Source organism: Novosphingobium fuchskuhlense (genome assembly GCF_001519075.1).
Classification (GTDB): domain Bacteria; phylum Pseudomonadota; class Alphaproteobacteria; order Sphingomonadales; family Sphingomonadaceae; genus Novosphingobium; species Novosphingobium fuchskuhlense.
The window spans coordinates 36,151-53,073 of record NZ_KQ954245.1; the positions used below are offsets into that span (position 1 = coordinate 36,151).

Here is a 16,923-nt window from a genome sequence, read left to right on the forward strand (position 1 = left end):
GCGGCACGAAAGGGAGAGCAAGGATGGCGCGGTTCGATTGCGGCGATGGCCGCTCGGTCTATTATGAGCACCACCGGGGGGCCGGGGTGCCCGTCGTGCTGATCCATGGCTGGGCGATGTCCGGCCGGGTCTGGGCGGGCACGGTCGAGACGCTCAAGGCGGCGGGCCATGCGGTGATCGTGGTCGATCACCGGGGCTGCGGCCAATCCGACCGGGATTTCGACGACGTTTCGATTGCCGCGATTGCCGGCGATGTCGCCGGGATCGTACGGCACTGCACGAGCAAGCCGGTCGTGCTAAACGGCTGGTCTTTGGGCGGTGCGGTGGTCGTTGAAGCCGCCGGGCTACTGGGCTCGGCCTGCGCGGGCGTGGTGCTGACCTGCGGCGCGGCGCCGCGCTTCATCCGCAGCGATGATTTTCCTTATGGCGGGGAGCCGGGTTCGCTCGAAGCTACGAAGGAAGCGCTGGGCGGCGACCGCGCGGCGTTTTTCCGGGGTCTTGCCGGCGGCGTCTGCGCGAAGCCGGTGAGCGATGCGATGGTCGACTGGATGTGGGCCGCCTTCATCGACAGCGGCCCGGGCGTGATCGAATCGCTGATGGACCTCGGCAACGTGGACCAGCGCGCGGTGCTGAAGGCGCTGCCGGTGCCGCTGCTGTCGATCGTCGGCGGCGCGGATGCGATCCTCGATCCGGGCGTTGGCAAGGCCGCGGCGGAGATGGCACCGCACGGCACGCTCGCGCTGATCGAGGGCTGCGGGCACGCGCCGTTCATCGAGGACGCCGAGGCGTACCACAGCGCCTTGCGCAATTTTCTGGCCAAGCTCTGACCTGAGGCGAGACGACTACAATGATTTCACTAGATCCGTTTTTCACGCCGTTCGACTGCAAGTCGCTGCATCTGGCCAACCGCTTCGTGATGGCGCCGATGTCGCGCTATTTCGCGCCGGGCGGCATTCTTTCGCAGGAATCGGTAGACTACTATCGCCGCCGCATCGAAGGCGGGGTGGCCGCTGTGATCACCGAAGGTGTGGCTGTCGACCGACCGGGCGCAGTTGCGGCCGATACCGTGCCGTCCTTCTACGGTGAGGAAGGCCTTGCCGCCTGGGCGCGCGCCACCGCCGATGTCCACCGCGCGGGCGGGGCGATGATCCCGCAGCTCTGGCATGTCGGCGGCTGCGAGGACTTCAACTGGCCGGATTCGCCGCATCCGCCGCTCGAAAGCCCCTCGGGCCTCGTCGGGCCGGACATTCCGGGCGGACGGGTGATGACCTCCACCGATATCGACGAAGTGATCGCTTCCTTCGCGCGCGGGGCGGTTGATGCGCAGCGGATGGGCTGCGATGCGGTCGAACTGCACGGGGCGCATGGCTACCTTTTCGACCAGTTCTTCTGGACGGCAACCAACAAGCGCGATGACCGCTACGGCGGAGATGACATTGGCCAGCGCGGGCGCTTTGCCGCCGATTGCGTCGCGGCCGTGCGCGCGGCAGTGGGGCCGGACTTCACCATCATCTTCCGCATCTCGCAGTGGAAGACCTACCAGTACGAAGCGAAGATCGCGAACAACCCGGCCGAGCTGGAACGGTGGGTTGCGCCGCTTTCGGCTGCGGGTGTCGATATCTTCCACTGCTCGGAACGGCGTTTCTGGGAATCCGCATTTCCCGAGGAAGACGACCGCAACCTTGCCGGCTGGACCAAGCATATCACTGCCAAGCCGACGATCACCGTCGGCTCGGTCGGGCTCGACCGAGATCTCATGGAGGATTTCGTCGCGGGCGAATCCGTGCCCACGCTCAAGTCGCTGGGCGAACTTGAACGGCGCTTTGCGCGTGGGGATTTCGATCTCGTGGCCGTGGGCCGTGCGCTGCTGGCCGATCCGAATTGGCTGCAGAAGCTGCGCACCGGCGCGGTCGATCAGATGGTGCCCTATTCGAAGGCCTGCATGGAGACGCTCTACTGATCCGGCGGGAATGGCCTGCAAGCTGCTGATTTTGAACCTATCGTGGCCGCAAATAATGGCCGCAAGGAGAGGATGACCGATGACCACGACCACCATCGCCCCTGAGGCCGGGACTGCTGCCGATGCCGCTGGCACGAGCCGGCCTGACTTTGACGCCATCGCGATCGGTGCAGGCTTTGCCGGCATCGCGCTCATCCACTACTTGCGCGAGGCAGGGCTTTCGATCCGCGTGTTCGATCGCGCTTCGGATGTCGGCGGGACCTGGGCCTGGAACCGTTATCCAGGCGCGGCGACCGACAGCGAGAGCTACTACTACTGCCTGACCTTCTCGAAGGAGATCCTGCAGGAGTGGACGTGGACCCAGCGCTACCCGGGCCGTGCCGAGACGCAGGCCTACATGCGCTACGTTGTCGACAAGTGCGACATGATGCCGCACATCCAGCTCAATACCGAGATCACCGAAGCGCGCTATCTGGCCGACAAGGGCTGGTGGCAGGTCACGACCGGTACGGGCGAGAGCTTCACCTGCAAGTACTTCATCAGCGGCATGGGGATGATCTCGCAGCCCGAGATCCCCGCGCTCAAGGGGCTCGACAGCTTCAAGGGTCCGATCTTCCACTCCTCGCGCTGGCCGGAAGGGCTCGATTATGCCGGCAAGCGCGTCGGCGTGATCGGCGCGGGGGCGACCTCGGTGCAGATGGTGCCCGAACTGGCCAAGACGGCGGCCGATGTCATCGTGTTCCAGCGCACGCCGAACTACATCCTCCCCGCGATGCAGCGCCCGATGACGCCGGAGTGGGACAAGGAAATCAAGGACAACTACGACGCGATCGTGGCCAAGTGCCGCAACCACGTCTTCGGCATGGCGTTTGACAGCCCGGTGGGCCGCAATGTGCTCGATGCCTCGCCCGAGGAGCGCCAGCGCATCTTCGAGGAGAACTGGAACGGCAGTTTCCGCTGGGTGTTCGAGACCTTCGACGATCTGCTCGCCAGCTCCGAGGCCAACAAGCTCGCCGGCGATTTCATCACGAGCAAGATGAAGGCGCGGGTCAATGATCCCGAGCTCGCCGAACTGCTCTGCCCGACTTATGACGACTACCCGCTCTTCGCCAAGCGGCCACCGCTCGATCATGGCTACATGGAAGCGTTCAACCGCGACAATGTGCATCTGGTCGACATCAAGAAGCGCGAGCCGCTGGTTGAAGTGACCGAGACCGGGGTGCGCACGACGCAGAACGACTACGAATTCGACATCATCGTGCTCGCCACCGGCTTCAAGGCCTATACCGGCGCACTGGAAGCTTTCCCGATCATCGGGGCGAGCGGCCAGACGCTGAATGAGAAGTGGGGCACGGTTTCGGGCAGCATCATGGGGGTCTGCGTCGCGGATTTCCCCAACATGTTCATGGTCACTGGCCCGCAGGCACCGTTTGCCAACCTGCCGACCTCGATCCAGCAGAACGCGATCTGGATCAGCGCCTGCATCCGCAAGATGGAGCACGAGGGCTACGCGACGTTCTGGCCCAGGGCCGAGGCGGAAGAAGCCTGGACCAAGCAGACCGCCGACATCCACGCGCAGACTCTGATGGCGCAGGGCGACAAGGTCAATTCGTGGATGATGGGCGCCAACCGCGCGGACAAGGGCGCGCGCGTGCTGATCTATTTCGGCGGCGCGAACTTCTACTACGACGCGATGGATCAGTCGGCGGCAGCCGGCTTCCCCGAGTTGGAGTTCCGGTAGGAGCGAGCACGACGTGTGCAAGGCGTGTCCAGCTAACGTTGAGTATGGGATACTCCCAAAAGACCTTCCGGTGTACACGTTCAGCGAGAACGGCGGCAATGTCGCTGGCGCGTCAAGGATGGCCCCCCGCTAGAAGCGGGGAGCCAACGGTTTACATTTCGGTGTTCTCGGAAAGGGCAAGCGCGTCTTTCACGTCGATCCCGAGATGGCGGACCGTATGCTCGAACTTGCTATGGCCGAGGAGGATCTGAACGACGCGCAGGTTGCCAGTCGCCCTGTAGATAATCGACGCTTTCGTTCGGCGAAGTGATTGCGTGCCATATTCACTTCGCTTCATGCCAACCCCCGCCATCCATTCATCGACAAGCCGGGCATACACCCGGGTGCTGAGATGACCATTGTGATCAACCCGGCTTGGAAAGACATTGTCGTCCACGGTGTTGCCACGCCTCTTGAGCCAAGCCAGCAGACTGGCCGGGGCATCGGGGAGTAGTTCGAATTGCACGGGGCGACCTGTCTTCTGCTGCATCACGATTGCGCGTGTTCGAATCTGCCCGCCGCTAACGATGTCGCCGATTTTTATCTGCCGAGGTCGCAGCCGCGCAGCTTAATGTCGATCGCGAGGTCGAACAGCGCCCGATCTCGCAAGCGGCGGCGTTGATTGAGGTAGTAGCGGATCTCCCAAATTTGTTTGGGTTTCAGTGCTCGCTTTGCGCCGACAGTGCGCCCAGCGTTCCAGACCTGACGCTTGGGGGATGTGATTTTGGTATCAGGCGTTTCCAGGTTCATTTTCCAATGGCCATAATTGGCCATCTGAAGAACGTCTGCCGGCCCAGCGAGGAAATGCTGCGAGGCTTGTGCCGACCAGAGCACGAACCCGCTTCGCGGGAGAGTCGCTTGGGGTGACATAGCGTAGTATTGGTGAGGCTTTAGCGGGGCGTCGTTGCCCTGCGACGGTGGAGTTCCTTCAACGGAGAGGAACTTGCCATGGATTCTATCACGACCGCTGCCCCGACCCATTCGCTGCGTGAGCGGATGTTGCAGGACATGACGATGCGTGGCTTCGGGGCGCACACGCAGAAGGACTATATCCGGCATGTCCGGAACTTCACCGCGTTTCTCGGTCGCCCCCCGGACACGGCCACCATGGAAGACCTGCGGCGTTATCAGGTCGACCAGCACGAGCGCGCCGTGGGCCCAGCCACGATCAATGGGGCGGTATCGGCGCTGCGGTTCCTCTTCGGGATAACCCTCAAGCGCCCGGAGATGGCGCTGGGGCTCGTCGTTGTTCGCTGCATGCCCAAGCTGCGTGTGGTCTTGAGCGTCGAGGAGACAGCGCGGCTGCTCGAGGCTGCGCCAGGCATCAAGTACAAGGCGGCCCTCAGCGTGGCCTATGGCGCGGGCCTGCGTGTCTCGGAGGTTGCCCACCTCAAGGTCGATGACATCGACAGCACCCGGATGATGATCCGCGTCGAGCAGGGCAAGGGGCGCAAAGACCGCAACGCCATGCTCTCACCGCACCTGCTGGATTTGCTTCGTCAATGGTGGCGCGAAGGCAAGCGGCGCGGGGTGATGCTACCCCATGGCTGGCTGTTCCCCGGCCGCAGCGGCACGGATCCGGTTTCTGCTCGCCAGTTGCATCGCGTCGTTCAGGAAGCGGCCGAGCGCGCCGAGATCCACAAGCGGGTAAGCCCGCACACATTGCGCCACTCGTTTGCCACTCACCTGCTCGAGCAGGGCGTCGATATCCGCGTCATCCAGGTGCTGCTGGGACACGTGAACATCAACACGACCGGCATCTATACTCAGGTCTCGAGCAAGACCATGCGAGCGGTGGCCAGCCCGCTCGACAAGATTGTGGCCGTGATGGAAGGCAGGGCACCTCCCGGTTGAACCGGTGCGCGCCTCACTCGAGGTCGCCGACATCTTCCGCAGCGCCGGGCCGGCCTACCGGGCGGCCCATGCCGGGCACCTGAGCCTCGGCCAGCTCAAGGTCATGACGGCCATCGAGAACTGCCGCACCGCCACGCTGGGTGGTCACGTCGAGGCCTGCGACGACTGCGGGCATTGGCGGATCGCCTACAACTCGTGCCTTATGGGCGGATTCAGTAATGGGGAGCTGGCAGCGACTTGGTGGCTCCTTCGCTCATTTCGCTGCCAACCCCGCTCACCATTACGTGGTGCTCTTTAGCAGCGCCATCAGCTTGTCGGTCGGTTGGAATGTCCCTCGACGCAGATGTGGCGGTACGATCGCTTCCATGGCGTCGAGTTTTTCGGTTGGGTCGCCGCGCGTATAGACTTCGGTGGTCGTCATCGTAGCATGGCCCAGCCACAGCGATACTTTCCGGATGTCTTGGGTCGCCTGCAGAATGATCATCGCGCAGGTGTGCCTGAGCACGTGAGGAGAGACGCGCTTCTTCGCGAGCCCAGGCTGTTGACGGGCAGCGGCCGCGGCGTGCTGCTTGAGTAGATAGGCGAAGCCCCATCGGCTCAAAGCTTCACCACGCGCACTGACGAACACTTCGGGTGTCGCAACCTTTCCGCGTATGGCTAGCCATGCGCTCAGTGCCGTGGCTGCTGGTTTCCACAGCGGCAGGGCTCGTTCCCGCCGTCCCTTGCCGACAACGCGTATGCTCATCGACGGCATGTCGATATCGTTGATCGTCAGCCCCGTCAGTTCTGAGACGCGCAATCCTGCACACACAGCTACATGCAACATCGCTCGGTCGCGGATTCCGTCGCGCGTTGCAGGGTTCGGGGCGTCGAGCAGAGCTTGCAGCTCCTCCCGCAGTAGATAGGGGACCAGACGCGTGTCCGTTTTCTTGAACGGAATCGCAAGCACGCGACGGACCTGATCGAGCGCCGCCGGCTGCCGGTATTCGAGGAAGCGGAAGAACGACTTGATGGCAGCCAAGCGCACGTTTCGCGTCACGGCAGCGTTTTTGCGCAGATCTTCGAGATGCTCGAGGAAGGCGCTGACCAAGCCGGCGTCGATCTGCTCCAGCATCAACCTGGATGGTCTACTCTTGAGCCTTGCAGCGGCGAACTCGAACAAGAGCTGGAAACTCTGAGCATAAGAATCGCAGGTGTGTTGGCTGGCGCCACGTTGATGGACGAGTGTTTCGCGCAGGAACGCTTCGATCAGGGGAGCGATGGGTGTCATGCTCGTTTCCCCTCTGACATGAACGCATCGCCGGCCATGGCGATGTCCCGCACGAGGTCGGCAGTTGCCTCCAGATACCAGTAGGTGGCGTAAATGTTGGCGTGCCCCATGTACGTCGCGAGCGCGACCATATGCGCACCGCACCGATCTCGGCCCGTCGGACTGTCTTGTAGTGCCCGCACCGCGAATGTGTGCCGCAAATCATGCAGCCGCGGGCGGCGCGCCGACGATGGCCGGGTGCCAGCTTTGCCCACCAGCCTGTCAAAGGTCCCTTTGACTGTGATGTAGCGCAATGGCTGACCATGTGCATCGGCGAACACAGGATCATCGTCCGAGCCGGGTCCGCGGCGCTGCAGGTAGCGTTGCAAGCCTGCCGCCGCCGTATCGTGCAGGGGCACAAGACGGGTCTTCCGGAACTTGGTCTCGCGGATCAGCAAACCGTCGCTCGATATGTCGGCGAACGTGAGCTTGAGGGCTTCGGAGATGCGCAGTCCCGTGGCCGCGAGTAGGGCTATCAAGGTCGCATAAGTCAGCGGGCGCAGCCATCCTTGCGGTCGAAGTCGGCCTGCGGCTTCGATCAGGCGAGTGATCTCTGTGCCCGAGTAAATGTACGGCGGCCTGCGTCTTTTGCGGGCGCCGAAGTGATTGCCCGGGGGCAACTCGTGCCGCACGTCTTCGACGCGGATATGGCGTGCGAAGCGGCAGATAGCTTTCAGTCGAGCGTCGCGTTGCGCAATTGACGGTCCCAGTGCGGCCCAATCGATGGCTGTTTGCGTTTGAACATACGCCTGTCCGCGCTCAGCCGCGAAGCCGGCGAAGCTTTTGAGTAAATACTCGGCATTCGACATCGCAAAGCCCGTGGCACGGCGCAGTGCGAGATAGGTCTCGATGGTTTTCAACATCAGAGCGCCTCCGGCCATGGCTGCGCCACCTGCCTCAGAAGAGTGACATCGGCTTTGGCGTAGTGGGCCGTCGTGTCGATGCTACTATGCCGGAGGACCAGACCGATTTTGTCGAGCGGCACCCCGTGGCGCAGCATCTCGGTCGCCGCGGTGTGCCGCAGGACGTGCGCACCCTTGAACGGTGTCACGAGGCCAGCCCGCTTCATGATGCGCCTGACCACCGAAGAGACGGCGTCACCGTTCAGGAACGGGCGACTAGGCGCGATCGTGCTCAGGAACACGCGATCACTTCGGCAGAAGGGCGGTCGGCATTCGAGGTAGGCCGCGACCGCATCCCCGACGTCCTGGGGCAGCGGCAAGCGAACTTCATGGCGCGACTTGCCCGTAACCCGCAGTGAACCCGCCTGCCACTCGATATCGATGAGGCGGAGCTGTGCCACGTCGCCGGCCCGCAATCCGAGGCGAGCCAACAGCAGTAAAATGGCGCGATCCCGTCTGCGCGCGTCGGCGTCTCCATCGCAGGCGGCAATCAAGCGGCTAACCTGTTCGCCCGATAGATATCGCGGCATCTCGGCAAGCTGCCAATGGGCGTAGGCCGGAACGGCATTGTCGAGGCCGGTCCGGCAGTGCCCCTGCATGGAGAGGTAGCGCAAGAATGCCCGCAGGCTCGTAGTCATCTTCTCGATGGTGCCGCGCCCGCATGTGTTCGCACGCGTCATGAAATAGCAGCGGATATCGGCGGGACACCAATGTGTCGGCTCCGCTCCAAGTGCTACCAAAATACTGATCGCATCGCGTGCGTAAAGCCCAATGGTCGCATCAGATGCCCCGCGATGCTTGTTGAGCCATGTCTTAAAGCCCGCGACCAACTGGGGTTCAGCAGGACGCATCGCCGCGACTGCGGGCTTGCACACGCCTATTTTCTCGAGGTACCGGCGAAAGAGCCTCGCACCGTAAATGGTGTGATGATTGCGGCGCCCTCCCTTGGCACGAGGGCATCGGCACGCCCTCAAATGCTGTTCGAACGCTGCTAAATCGATGTCGCTCACGCTGGCATCGCGCTCTGCCATGACGTGGCCGACGTGAGCTGCCGCCCGCAGATAGCGCACCGCCGTATCGGCTACATAGCCCTGCCGTTCGAGCGCTCCGGCAAAGCCATCTAGAAATGGTCCGCACGGTCCGCTGCGCAGATGCTCCAGCGTCTTCGACGCAGAAAAGTAGATCTCCAACATGTTTGTCCCCGCTCGTAATCGGCCATCAGTGGCCGAGCAGACGGGGCACCACCGGCGCCATTTTATGAAGAGTGAAAAATCGATGATTCACCGGAAAATACTGGCGCCGCAGTCGTCAGCTCCCCATTACTGAATCCGCCCATAAGACATGTAATGGGCGTTCCACATTACATGTCGCAACCGGCACTGTCCGAAGTGCCAGGGCGCCGCTGCGCGCACCTGGCTGGCCGCGCGCGAGGCCGATCTGTTGCCGGTCGGCTACTTCCACGTCGTGTTCACCCTACCGGCAGAGGTTGCCGACATCGCCTTCCAGAACAAGGCGGTGGTCTATGACCTGCTGTTTCGCGCAGCCGCGGACACGATGCTGACGATCGCTGCCGATCCCAAGCACCTCGGCGCCCGGATCGGCATCACCGCCGTGCTGCACACCTGGGGATCGGCACTGACCCACCACCCGCACGTGCACATGATCGTGCCCGGTGGCGGCATCGCGCCGGACGGCTCGCGGTGGATCTCCTCGCGCCCCGCCTTCCTGCTACCGGTGCGCGTGCTGGGTGCGTTGTTCCGCCGGCTGTTCCTCACGCGCCTGCTGGCATTGTTCGATGCCGGCAAGCTGGCCTTCTTCGGCACCTTGGCGGGCCTCGCGACACGTAAGGCCTTCCTGCGGCATCTGTCGCCGATCCGGAAGAAGCGCTGGGTAGTCTATGCCAAGCCACCCTTTGCAGGGCCGCAGGCGGTGCTGGCCTACCTCTCGCGTTACACCCACCGCGTCGCCATCTCGAACCGGCGGCTCATCACCTTCGACGAGACCGGCGTCACCTTCCGCTACAAGGACTATCGCCGCGATGGCGCTGAACGCCAGCAGGTCATGACGCTGGCGACCGACGAGTTCATTCGCCGCTTCCTGATCCACGTCCTGCCGCGCGGCTTCCACCGCATCCGGCATTACGGTCTGCTCGCCAGTTCGGCGCACAAGGAGGCCATGGCGCTCGCCCGCAGGCTGCTGGGCGCCGCCGCGCCGACCGTTGAGCCTGAACCCGACGAGCCGCCCGATCATCGCCCGCCATGCCCATGTTGCGGCGGGCACATGACCATCATCGAGGCCTTCGCCCGCTGGTGCCAGCCCCGCGCGCCGCCGCAGTCAGCAGCGTCCATCCGGGAGAACACGCTATGATCCGGCATAGCCCATCCTGCATGACGGTCACGCTCATGGCGTCCTGGCTGACGACCCGGCGCATGCCCATCCTGGAATTAAAGCGGGCGCAGGGCACACTGATCCGCAAAACCACCACTGCTCGAGGCCTGACGCCGCACAAAATCACGCTGATCCGACCGCTCGTCGCACTTCGGGCGCGGCAAAGTTTACCCGCCAGAACCATCCCAAAGCCTATTCACCCATAGACCAGCGCGTGGGGCCCGCGGGTTCCTGCACTGGAGGCTTTCGTACGCAAGCGCCCGAAACCCTTCACAATCCTGGCCATTTAGAGCCTAACGAACTCACGTCTGCTTTGGGCAAACCTCGCCGTTTGGCGGATCATTTGGTGACGGCCGTTTTGTCCCAGACCCGGTCATTCACTGCGGTCCGTTGGAAACCATGAACAAATGGTCGCTCTTCGGATCAGAGGCTAATCGGCCTGACTCGGGCGTAAAGCCAACATCAACCGATCGGCTTCGCGCAGTTTCCATCCGATGTTCGCAATCGCACCTTCTTCTGAGCAACTTCGCGAGCTACCTAGAAAGCTACCTAGACGAAACAGGTGGCCGACGACATATTGTCCGACTAGGTATAAGTCATTGATTTATAGATTGAAAATGGTGGACGCACTTGGGCTCGAACCAAGGACCCGCTGATTAAGAGTCAGCTGCTCTACCAACTGAGCTATGCGTCCACACCGTACCGTGTCCGGCAACCGGGAGTGGCTCCCTTAGCGATTTTTGAGAGGCTGCCAAGCCCCAATTTTGAAAAACTAGCGAAGGCTGCCCCCCGGCGCGCGCGACCAGCGGTCTACGGCCATCAGGGTGCCGATGCACAGCATGTTGGTCATCATCGATGAACCGCCGTGGCTCACGAAGGGAAGGGGGATACCCACCACCGGCGCAAGGCCCATGACCATCATCAGGTTGATGCAGACATAGAAGAAGATTGTCGTGACCATCCCCGCAGCCAGAAGACGCGAGAAGCGGTCCGGCGCGCCGAGGGCGACCTTGAGGCCCCAGCGCAGAACCAGTGCGAAGACGAACAGCACGAAGATGCCGCCGAGCATGCCCCATTCCTCGGCCATTGTCGCGAACACGAAATCGGTATGCGCCTCGGGCAGATAATCGAGGTGGCTCTGCGATCCCTGCCCGAAGCCCTTGCCGAACAGGCCGCCCGAACCGATGGCGATCTTGGACTGGGTGATGTGGTAGCCAGACCCTAGCGGATCGCTTTCGGGATCGAGGAACACCAGCACGCGCTTGCGCTGGTAATCGTGCAGCACAGTGAAGAACGCCAGCGGTGCGGCGATGGCTACAGCCGCCCCCCCGCCGAGGAACAGCCACAGCGGCAGGCCGGCAAGAAACATGATCACAATCGCGCCGAAGCTGATCGCCAGGCCGGTGCCGAGATCGGGCTGGAGCATGACGAGCCCCGCCGGAATGCCCAGGAGGACCACTGCCGGCGCGATCGCCCGCCAGGTCTTGATCTCGGACGGCGGCAACACGCTGTAGAACCACGCCAGCACCAGCACGATGCCCGGCTTCATCAGTTCGGAGGGCTGCAATTGCATGAAGCCGAGATTGAGCCAGCGCTGGCTGCCGCCACTGACCCGCCCGAGCAGTTCGACCAGCACCAGCAGCACGCACAGCAGGGCATAGGATGGCAGCGCGGCGCTCTTGTACCACGTCGGCGGAATGCGCGAGACCGCCATGGCCATGGCCAGGAAGACCACGAAGCGCAGGACATGGAGCAGCGCCCACGGCATCAGGTGCCCGCCTGCCGCCGAATAGAGCACGGCGCCGCCGAAGATGACCAGCGCGCTGAGCGGCAGGATAACGCCCCAGGGCTGGCGGGCGATGAAGCGGGGGATATAGGCGCGCTGCATCCTCAGCGCCCCGGAGCCGGCACGGCAGCCGCGGCGGTGGGGGCAGGCGCCGGTGCGGCGGGGGCGGCAGGAGCAGCAGGGGTCTCGGGCGCAGCGGGTGATGCTTCCGGCTCGGGCGCGGGCGGCGCAGCGTCGGTCTGCGCGGCGGCGGGTTCGGGCACGGGGGCGTTGTCCGCTTCGACCGCTTCGGCCGCCTGGGTGTCGTCGGGGGCCTCCGGCGCACTGGCCCCGAACTTGGCCGCATAGGCGTTGTACTTGGCGGCCATGCGCTGCTGCACATTGCCGCCCCATTGCTTCTCGTAGCCTTCGAGCACTTCCACCGCCTTGGCGCGGTCGAACAGGAAGGTCATCACATCGCGCGCGATGGGGTAGGCCGCGCCCGACCCGCCGCCGTGCTCAATGGCGACGGCACAGGCATAGCGCGGCTTGTCGAAAGGCGCGAAGCAGATGAAGTGGCCGTGGTCACGGTGCTTCCATAGGCCACCCTTGCCGTTGCCGATGTTGAGGCCGACGACCTGCGCGGTGCCGGTCTTGCCCGCCATCTGCACGCCGGGGACGGGCAGGCGCGCCTTGCCTGCCGTGCCGCGGCCGTTGACCACTTCGTTCATCGCCGCATGGATCAGATCGAGGTGATCCTGCCGGATGCCGAGCGAAGGGGCGCGCGGCGCGTGGCGGTCCATCAGAAGGCGCGGCGTCAGCTGCAGGCCTGACGCAAGGCGCGAGGCCATGACCGCCTGCTGCAGCGGATTGACCAGCATGTAGCCCTGACCGATGGTGGCGTTCACCGTATCGTAGATCGCCCATTCCTTGCCGTATTTGCGCTGCTTCCACGCGGGATCGGGCACGGTGCCATAGGACTGGCCGGGATAGGGCATCGGAAACTCCTGCCCGAGCCCCAGTCGCCGGGCCATGGCGGCGATCTTGTCCATCCCGATCGCCTGCGCAAAGTGGTAGAAGTAGACGTCACACGACTGGTAGATGCCCTTCATCATGTTGGTCGTGCCGTGGCCGCGGTGGTTCCAGCAGTGGAACACGCGGTTGCCGACGCGCAGCCCCCCGGCGCAGCCCACGCTGGCCTCCGGATCGAGCCCGGCTTCGAGGAACGAAAGCGCGACCATCGGCTTCACCGTCGAGCCTGGCGGATAGAGCCCGCGAAGCACCTTGTTGCGCAAGGGCACGTGGTCGTCTTCCGCCAGCATCTTCCATTCGATGCGGCCGATTCCGTCGGCAAAGCTGTTGGGATCGAAGCTGGGCATCGAGACCATCGCGAGGAGATCACCGGTCGCGCAGTCCATCACCACGACCGAACCCGATTCCAGCCCGATGCGGCGCGCGGCATAGTCCTGCAGGGCGGCATCGATGGTCAGCTGGATGGGCTTGCCCGGCACATCCTCGCGCGTGCCGAGATCGCGCACCACCCGCCCGCTTGCCGTTGCCTCCACCCGCCGCGCGCCAGGCTCACCGCGCAGGCGTTCCTCGAAGTGCTTTTCGAGGCCATCCTTGCCGATCTTGAAGCCGGGGGTGATGAGGAGCGGATTGTGCTCCTTCTCGTAGTCCTCGGCCGAGGCAGGGCCGACATATCCGACGAGGTGGCCAACGGCGGGCCCTGCCGGGTAATAGCGCGAGAAGCCGCGCTGGGGGATGACGCCGGGCAATTCGGGCAAACGCACGCTGACGGCGGCGAACTTCTCCCAATCGAGGCTGGAGGCGACTTCGACCGGCTGGAACCCGCGCGCTTTCGTCAGCTTGTCCTTGATATCGCTGACGCGGTCGGCGGTGAGGTCGAGGAGCTGCGCAAGCGTGGACAGTGTCGCATCGGCATCGACCAGCCGGTCGGGCACGATATCGACGCGGAAATCTGCGCGGTTTGCGGCCAGCGAGGCACCGGTGCGGTCGATCACCCAGCCGCGCCGGGGCGGGATCAGGGTGAGGTTGACGCGGTTGCTTTCCGAGGCGGCGCGGTACTTCGCGTTTTCGGCAACGGCGAGCCACGTCAGCCGCCCGGCCAGCAGCACGCCGACACCGGCCTGCGCGAGGCCGAGCACAACGGTGCGCCGCTCGAACGAATGGGTCAGCTGTGCGCCTGTGACCGGAAGCGGCCTGACCGGCTTGGACCAGGGCATCTTCATCGGCGTCAGACCGAGCGCAGCGGCAGGAGGCGAATGCGATCGAGCAGCGCGATGGCGCGCGTGACCAGCGGATAGAGTGCCAGCGTGACCAGAAGCTGCGGGCCGATCACCAGCGGCAGCGGATAGCCCGCGGCCAGCCCGGCGATGGCGGCCGCCAGCACGAGGTATAGCGTCATCAGCAGGCTGGCGACGGCCCAGTCCTGCTCGAAACTACGCCAGAGTATGCGGTTGTCGATCGCGTCCATCGCCAGCATCGCCGCCGACCACAGCACCACGCCCGAGCCAAACGGCTGGCCGCTGTAGAGATCATCGAAGGCGCCCAGGGGCAGGCCGGCCCAGAGCGGCAGCAGGCTGGGGCGCAACATGCGCCACGAGAGGAACACCATGAACGCCAGCGGTGGCACCACCGGGGCCGAGGCGATTACCGGCGAAAACGCCGCCAGCGATGTAACCATCACCGAAAGCCACGGCAGGCCCGACGCCAGCAGCGGTGACGGGGCGCGATTGATCCGCTGGGGAACAATGTCTTCCGGCCGGATCGGAAGGCTCTGCAGATCGGCCAGGCGCGGGAAGGGCATCAGTTGCTGCCCCCCGCCTCGCTCGGTTCAGGTGCGGGTCCGGCGGCCTGCTGGCTGGCCCCGAGCGCGGCGACCGCAGCGGGCTGGAACACCGGCAGGACGAGCACGAAATCGACCTCCGCGGGGTCGCTGGCGAGGTGGCCCGTGCCGCCATCGTGCAGCACCTGGGTCACCACCGCGACCGGGATGCCCGGCGGATAGAGCCCGCCCGAACCGGAGGTGACGAAGACATCGCCCATCTTGAGCGGATTGACGCCCATGTTGAGCAGGCGGATCGCGATGCGCCCATCGGATTTGCCCTCGACGAAGGCTGGCAGGCCATCGCGGACCCGGCGCACGGGCACGACATTTTCAGGATCGGTGACGAGCAGCACGCGCGCGGTGCCGGGCGCGGTCTCGATCACCCGGCCGATCAGGCCGGCGGCCGAGCGAACCGGCTGTCCCGCGCGCACGCCTTGCAGGGTGCCGGCCGAAAGCACGGCAAAGCGCCGGGTGCTTGCCGAGGTGGAACCGATCAGGCGCGCGGCGGTGACGGGTTTGACGGCGGGATCGACGATGCCGAGCAACGCCTTCAGCCGCCGGTTCTCGCCTTCCAGCGCCTGCATGGTGAGTGCGTTGGCCCGCGCGGCGGCAACTTCGCGGGTGAGCGCGGCGTTCTGGCGCCCGGCCTGGAAATAGGCGCCGATGGCCGCAATCACACCCTGGCCTGCGGCGCGGGTTTCCGCGCCCGCTTCGCCTGCAGGCCGCGCCAATTCGCTGGCCGCGCCGCGCACCGAGGAGAAGGCCTGCGGGTTGACGATGCTCACGACCAGCAGCCCCGCGCCCGCAAGGAACCCGGCCACGGCGATCACGTAGCCGGTGAAGATCCCGTATTGCGCCCTGCGCGAAAAGCCCGGGCGCCGGTCCGCAGGCCGCGCCATGCTACCCTTCCTTATGTGATCCGCCGCATGTGCTTCGGCGGCATCACGCCGTCATCAGCACGCCGCGGTAGATCGGATCTTCCATGGCGCGGCCGGTCCCGAGCCCCACGCACGAGAGCGGATCCTCGGCAACGCTGACGGGCAGGCCCGTCTCGTCGCGCAGGTGCTCGTCGAGCCCGCGGATCAGCGCGCCGCCGCCGGTAAGCACGATGCCCTGATCGACAATATCGGCCGCGAGTTCAGGCGCGGTGTTTTCCAGCGCGATGCGCACACCTTCCACGATCGCGCCGATCGGTTCGGAGAGGGCCTCGGCTACATTGGCCTGCGTGATTGTGATTTCCTTGGGCACGCCGTTCACAAGGTCGCGGCCCTTGATGTGGATCGTCTCGCCCACGCCGTCAGCCGGCACGATGGCGATGCCGAAGTCCTTCTTGATCCGCTCGGCGGTCGATTCGCCGATCAGCAGGTTGTGGTGGCGGCGTACGTACGAGACGATGGCCTCGTCCATCTTGTCGCCGCCCACGCGCACCGAGGTGGTATAGGCAAGACCGCGCAAGCTGAGCACTGCAACTTCGGTGGTGCCGCCGCCGATATCGACGACCATCGAGCCGACCGGTTCGGTGACCGGCATGTCGGCGCCGATCGCGGCAGCCATCGGCTCGAGGATCAGGAACACCTGGCTTGCACCCGCATTGCTGGCGGCATCGCGGATCGCGCGGCGTTCGACCGAGGTGGAGCCCGAGGGGACGCAGATCACGATTTCGGGATAGCGCAGCAGGCTCTTCGAGCCGTTCACCTTGCGGATGAAATGCTTGATCATTTCTTCCGCCACTTCGATGTCGGCGATCACGCCGTCACGCAGCGGGCGGATGGCTTCGATGTTGTCCGGCGTCTTGCCCATCATCATCTTGGCATCGTCGCCCACGGCCTTGACCCGCTTGATGCCGTTGATCGTCTCGATCGCCACAACCGAAGGTTCGTTGAGCACGATGCCGCGGTCCTGAACATAGACCAGCGTGTTGGCGGTGCCGAGATCGATTGCGATGTTCTGGGAACCGAACTTGAAGAATCGGGAAAGCATCGAGGCCATCAGGAAATCCGTGTAAAACTGCGGTTGGGCCCGCCCGCGCGGAATGCGAGAGCGGATCGTGCGGGTCTGGTGAAGAGGGCGCATTAGCAGGACGCCAAAGCAAAACCCAATATTTTGTGAGGTGG

General features: G+C 64.4%; 12 protein-coding genes, 1 tRNA gene and 3 pseudogenes. 6 read left to right on the forward strand and 10 right to left on the reverse strand.

All coding sequences use genetic code 11. The annotated features are described in order from the left end of the window. Nucleotides 1-23: 23 nt before the first annotated feature. From AQZ52_RS09920 to AQZ52_RS09930, 3 genes are all read left to right on the forward strand, one after another. Entirely contained in the window at nt 24-827 is an 804-nt protein-coding gene (locus AQZ52_RS09920; RefSeq protein ID WP_067909913.1) for an alpha/beta fold hydrolase, read from the forward strand. Nucleotides 828-847: 20 nt separating this feature from the next. Continuing rightward, on the forward strand, nt 848-1,960 hold the full coding sequence (locus AQZ52_RS09925) for an NADH:flavin oxidoreductase (RefSeq protein WP_205626462.1): 1,113 nt from the start codon (nt 848-850) through the stop codon (nt 1,958-1,960). A gap of 79 nt (nt 1,961-2,039) precedes the next feature. Continuing rightward, entirely contained in the window at nt 2,040-3,701 is a 1,662-nt protein-coding gene (locus AQZ52_RS09930; protein ID WP_082697763.1) for a flavin-containing monooxygenase, read from the forward strand. Nucleotides 3,702-3,852: 151 nt separating this feature from the next. On the opposite strand, the pseudogene AQZ52_RS09935 reads toward AQZ52_RS09930, so the two are convergent. Beyond that, nucleotides 3,853-4,484 (reverse strand): annotated as a pseudogene (locus AQZ52_RS09935) (tyrosine-type recombinase/integrase). A 204-nt stretch (nt 4,485-4,688) separates the two neighbouring features. Between AQZ52_RS09935 and AQZ52_RS09940 the strand changes: the two are divergent. Both AQZ52_RS09940 and AQZ52_RS18150 read left to right on the forward strand, forming a co-directional pair. Next, nucleotides 4,689-5,594 (forward strand): tyrosine-type recombinase/integrase, encoded by a 906-nt coding sequence (locus AQZ52_RS09940; RefSeq protein ID WP_067909916.1) that lies wholly within the window; start codon nt 4,689-4,691, stop codon nt 5,592-5,594. A gap of 4 nt (nt 5,595-5,598) precedes the next feature. Next, nucleotides 5,599-5,793, forward strand: a pseudogene (locus AQZ52_RS18150) (transposase zinc-binding domain-containing protein); the annotation flags it as partial. A gap of 81 nt (nt 5,794-5,874) precedes the next feature. Here the strand turns inward: AQZ52_RS18150 and AQZ52_RS09945 are convergent. From AQZ52_RS09945 to AQZ52_RS09955, 3 genes are read right to left on the reverse strand one after another with little or no spacing between them, the layout of a single operon-like run. Next, a complete protein-coding gene (locus AQZ52_RS09945; RefSeq protein WP_067909919.1) occupies nt 5,875-6,864 on the reverse strand; it encodes a tyrosine-type recombinase/integrase in 990 nt (329 codons plus the stop codon). Then, nucleotides 6,861-7,766 (reverse strand): tyrosine-type recombinase/integrase, encoded by a 906-nt coding sequence (locus AQZ52_RS09950; RefSeq protein WP_067911957.1) that lies wholly within the window; start codon nt 7,764-7,766, stop codon nt 6,861-6,863. The genes AQZ52_RS09945 and AQZ52_RS09950 overlap by 4 nt, the downstream gene beginning before the upstream one ends. Then, complete coding sequence (locus AQZ52_RS09955) at nt 7,766-8,998, reverse strand: tyrosine-type recombinase/integrase (protein ID WP_240481577.1); 1,233 nt, start codon at nt 8,996-8,998, stop codon at nt 7,766-7,768. The genes AQZ52_RS09950 and AQZ52_RS09955 overlap by 1 nt, the downstream gene beginning before the upstream one ends. Before the next feature lie 169 nt (nt 8,999-9,167). On the opposite strand from AQZ52_RS09955, the pseudogene AQZ52_RS09960 reads away from it, so the two are divergent. Further along, nucleotides 9,168-10,172, forward strand: a pseudogene (locus tag AQZ52_RS09960) (IS91 family transposase); the annotation flags it as partial. Nucleotides 10,173-10,811: 639 nt separating this feature from the next. Here the strand turns inward: AQZ52_RS09960 and AQZ52_RS09965 are convergent. The 6 genes from AQZ52_RS09965 to AQZ52_RS09990 form a co-directional block, all read right to left on the reverse strand. Then, nucleotides 10,812-10,887 (reverse strand) — tRNA-Lys (locus tag AQZ52_RS09965). Between the two features lie 78 nt (nt 10,888-10,965). After that, complete coding sequence (gene rodA, locus AQZ52_RS09970; protein WP_067909922.1) at nt 10,966-12,081, reverse strand: rod shape-determining protein RodA; 1,116 nt, start codon at nt 12,079-12,081, stop codon at nt 10,966-10,968. A 2-nt stretch (nt 12,082-12,083) separates the two neighbouring features. Continuing rightward, a complete protein-coding gene (gene mrdA / locus AQZ52_RS09975) occupies nt 12,084-14,210 on the reverse strand; it encodes a penicillin-binding protein 2 (protein ID WP_067909925.1) in 2,127 nt (708 codons plus the stop codon). Between the two features lie 5 nt (nt 14,211-14,215). Next, nucleotides 14,216-14,788 (reverse strand): rod shape-determining protein MreD, encoded by a 573-nt coding sequence (locus tag AQZ52_RS09980; RefSeq protein WP_067909929.1) that lies wholly within the window; start codon nt 14,786-14,788, stop codon nt 14,216-14,218. Next, nucleotides 14,788-15,708, reverse strand: coding sequence for a rod shape-determining protein MreC (gene mreC, locus AQZ52_RS09985; protein ID WP_067909933.1), 921 nt, complete (start codon nt 15,706-15,708; stop codon nt 14,788-14,790). The genes AQZ52_RS09980 and mreC overlap by 1 nt, the downstream gene beginning before the upstream one ends. 43 nt (nt 15,709-15,751) lie before the next feature. Next, nucleotides 15,752-16,798, reverse strand: coding sequence for a rod shape-determining protein (locus AQZ52_RS09990; protein WP_067909936.1), 1,047 nt, complete (start codon nt 16,796-16,798; stop codon nt 15,752-15,754). Nucleotides 16,799-16,923: the final 125 nt, after the last annotated feature.

Bases quoted from the DNA above. Each gene is read 5' to 3' on its own strand.
- rodA (WP_067909922.1), bottom strand. From the start codon at position 12,081: ATGCAGCGCGCCTATATCCCCCGCTTCATCGCCCGCCAGCCCTGGGGC.
- mreC (WP_067909933.1), bottom strand. From the start codon at position 15,708: ATGGCGCGGCCTGCGGACCGGCGCCCGGGCTTTTCGCGCAGGGCGCAA.
- AQZ52_RS09920 (WP_067909913.1), top strand. From the start codon at position 24: ATGGCGCGGTTCGATTGCGGCGATGGCCGCTCGGTCTATTATGAGCAC.
- AQZ52_RS09930 (WP_082697763.1), top strand. From the start codon at position 2,040: ATGACCACGACCACCATCGCCCCTGAGGCCGGGACTGCTGCCGATGCC.
- AQZ52_RS09940 (WP_067909916.1), top strand. From the start codon at position 4,689: ATGGATTCTATCACGACCGCTGCCCCGACCCATTCGCTGCGTGAGCGG.
- AQZ52_RS09925 (WP_205626462.1), top strand. From the start codon at position 848: ATGATTTCACTAGATCCGTTTTTCACGCCGTTCGACTGCAAGTCGCTG.
- mrdA (WP_067909925.1), bottom strand. From the start codon at position 14,210: ATGAAGATGCCCTGGTCCAAGCCGGTCAGGCCGCTTCCGGTCACAGGC.
- AQZ52_RS09950 (WP_067911957.1), bottom strand. From the start codon at position 7,766: ATGTTGAAAACCATCGAGACCTATCTCGCACTGCGCCGTGCCACGGGC.
- AQZ52_RS09955 (WP_240481577.1), bottom strand. From the start codon at position 8,998: ATGTTGGAGATCTACTTTTCTGCGTCGAAGACGCTGGAGCATCTGCGC.
- AQZ52_RS09980 (WP_067909929.1), bottom strand. From the start codon at position 14,788: ATGCCCTTCCCGCGCCTGGCCGATCTGCAGAGCCTTCCGATCCGGCCG.
- AQZ52_RS09945 (WP_067909919.1), bottom strand. From the start codon at position 6,864: ATGACACCCATCGCTCCCCTGATCGAAGCGTTCCTGCGCGAAACACTC.
- AQZ52_RS09990 (WP_067909936.1), bottom strand. From the start codon at position 16,798: ATGGCCTCGATGCTTTCCCGATTCTTCAAGTTCGGTTCCCAGAACATC.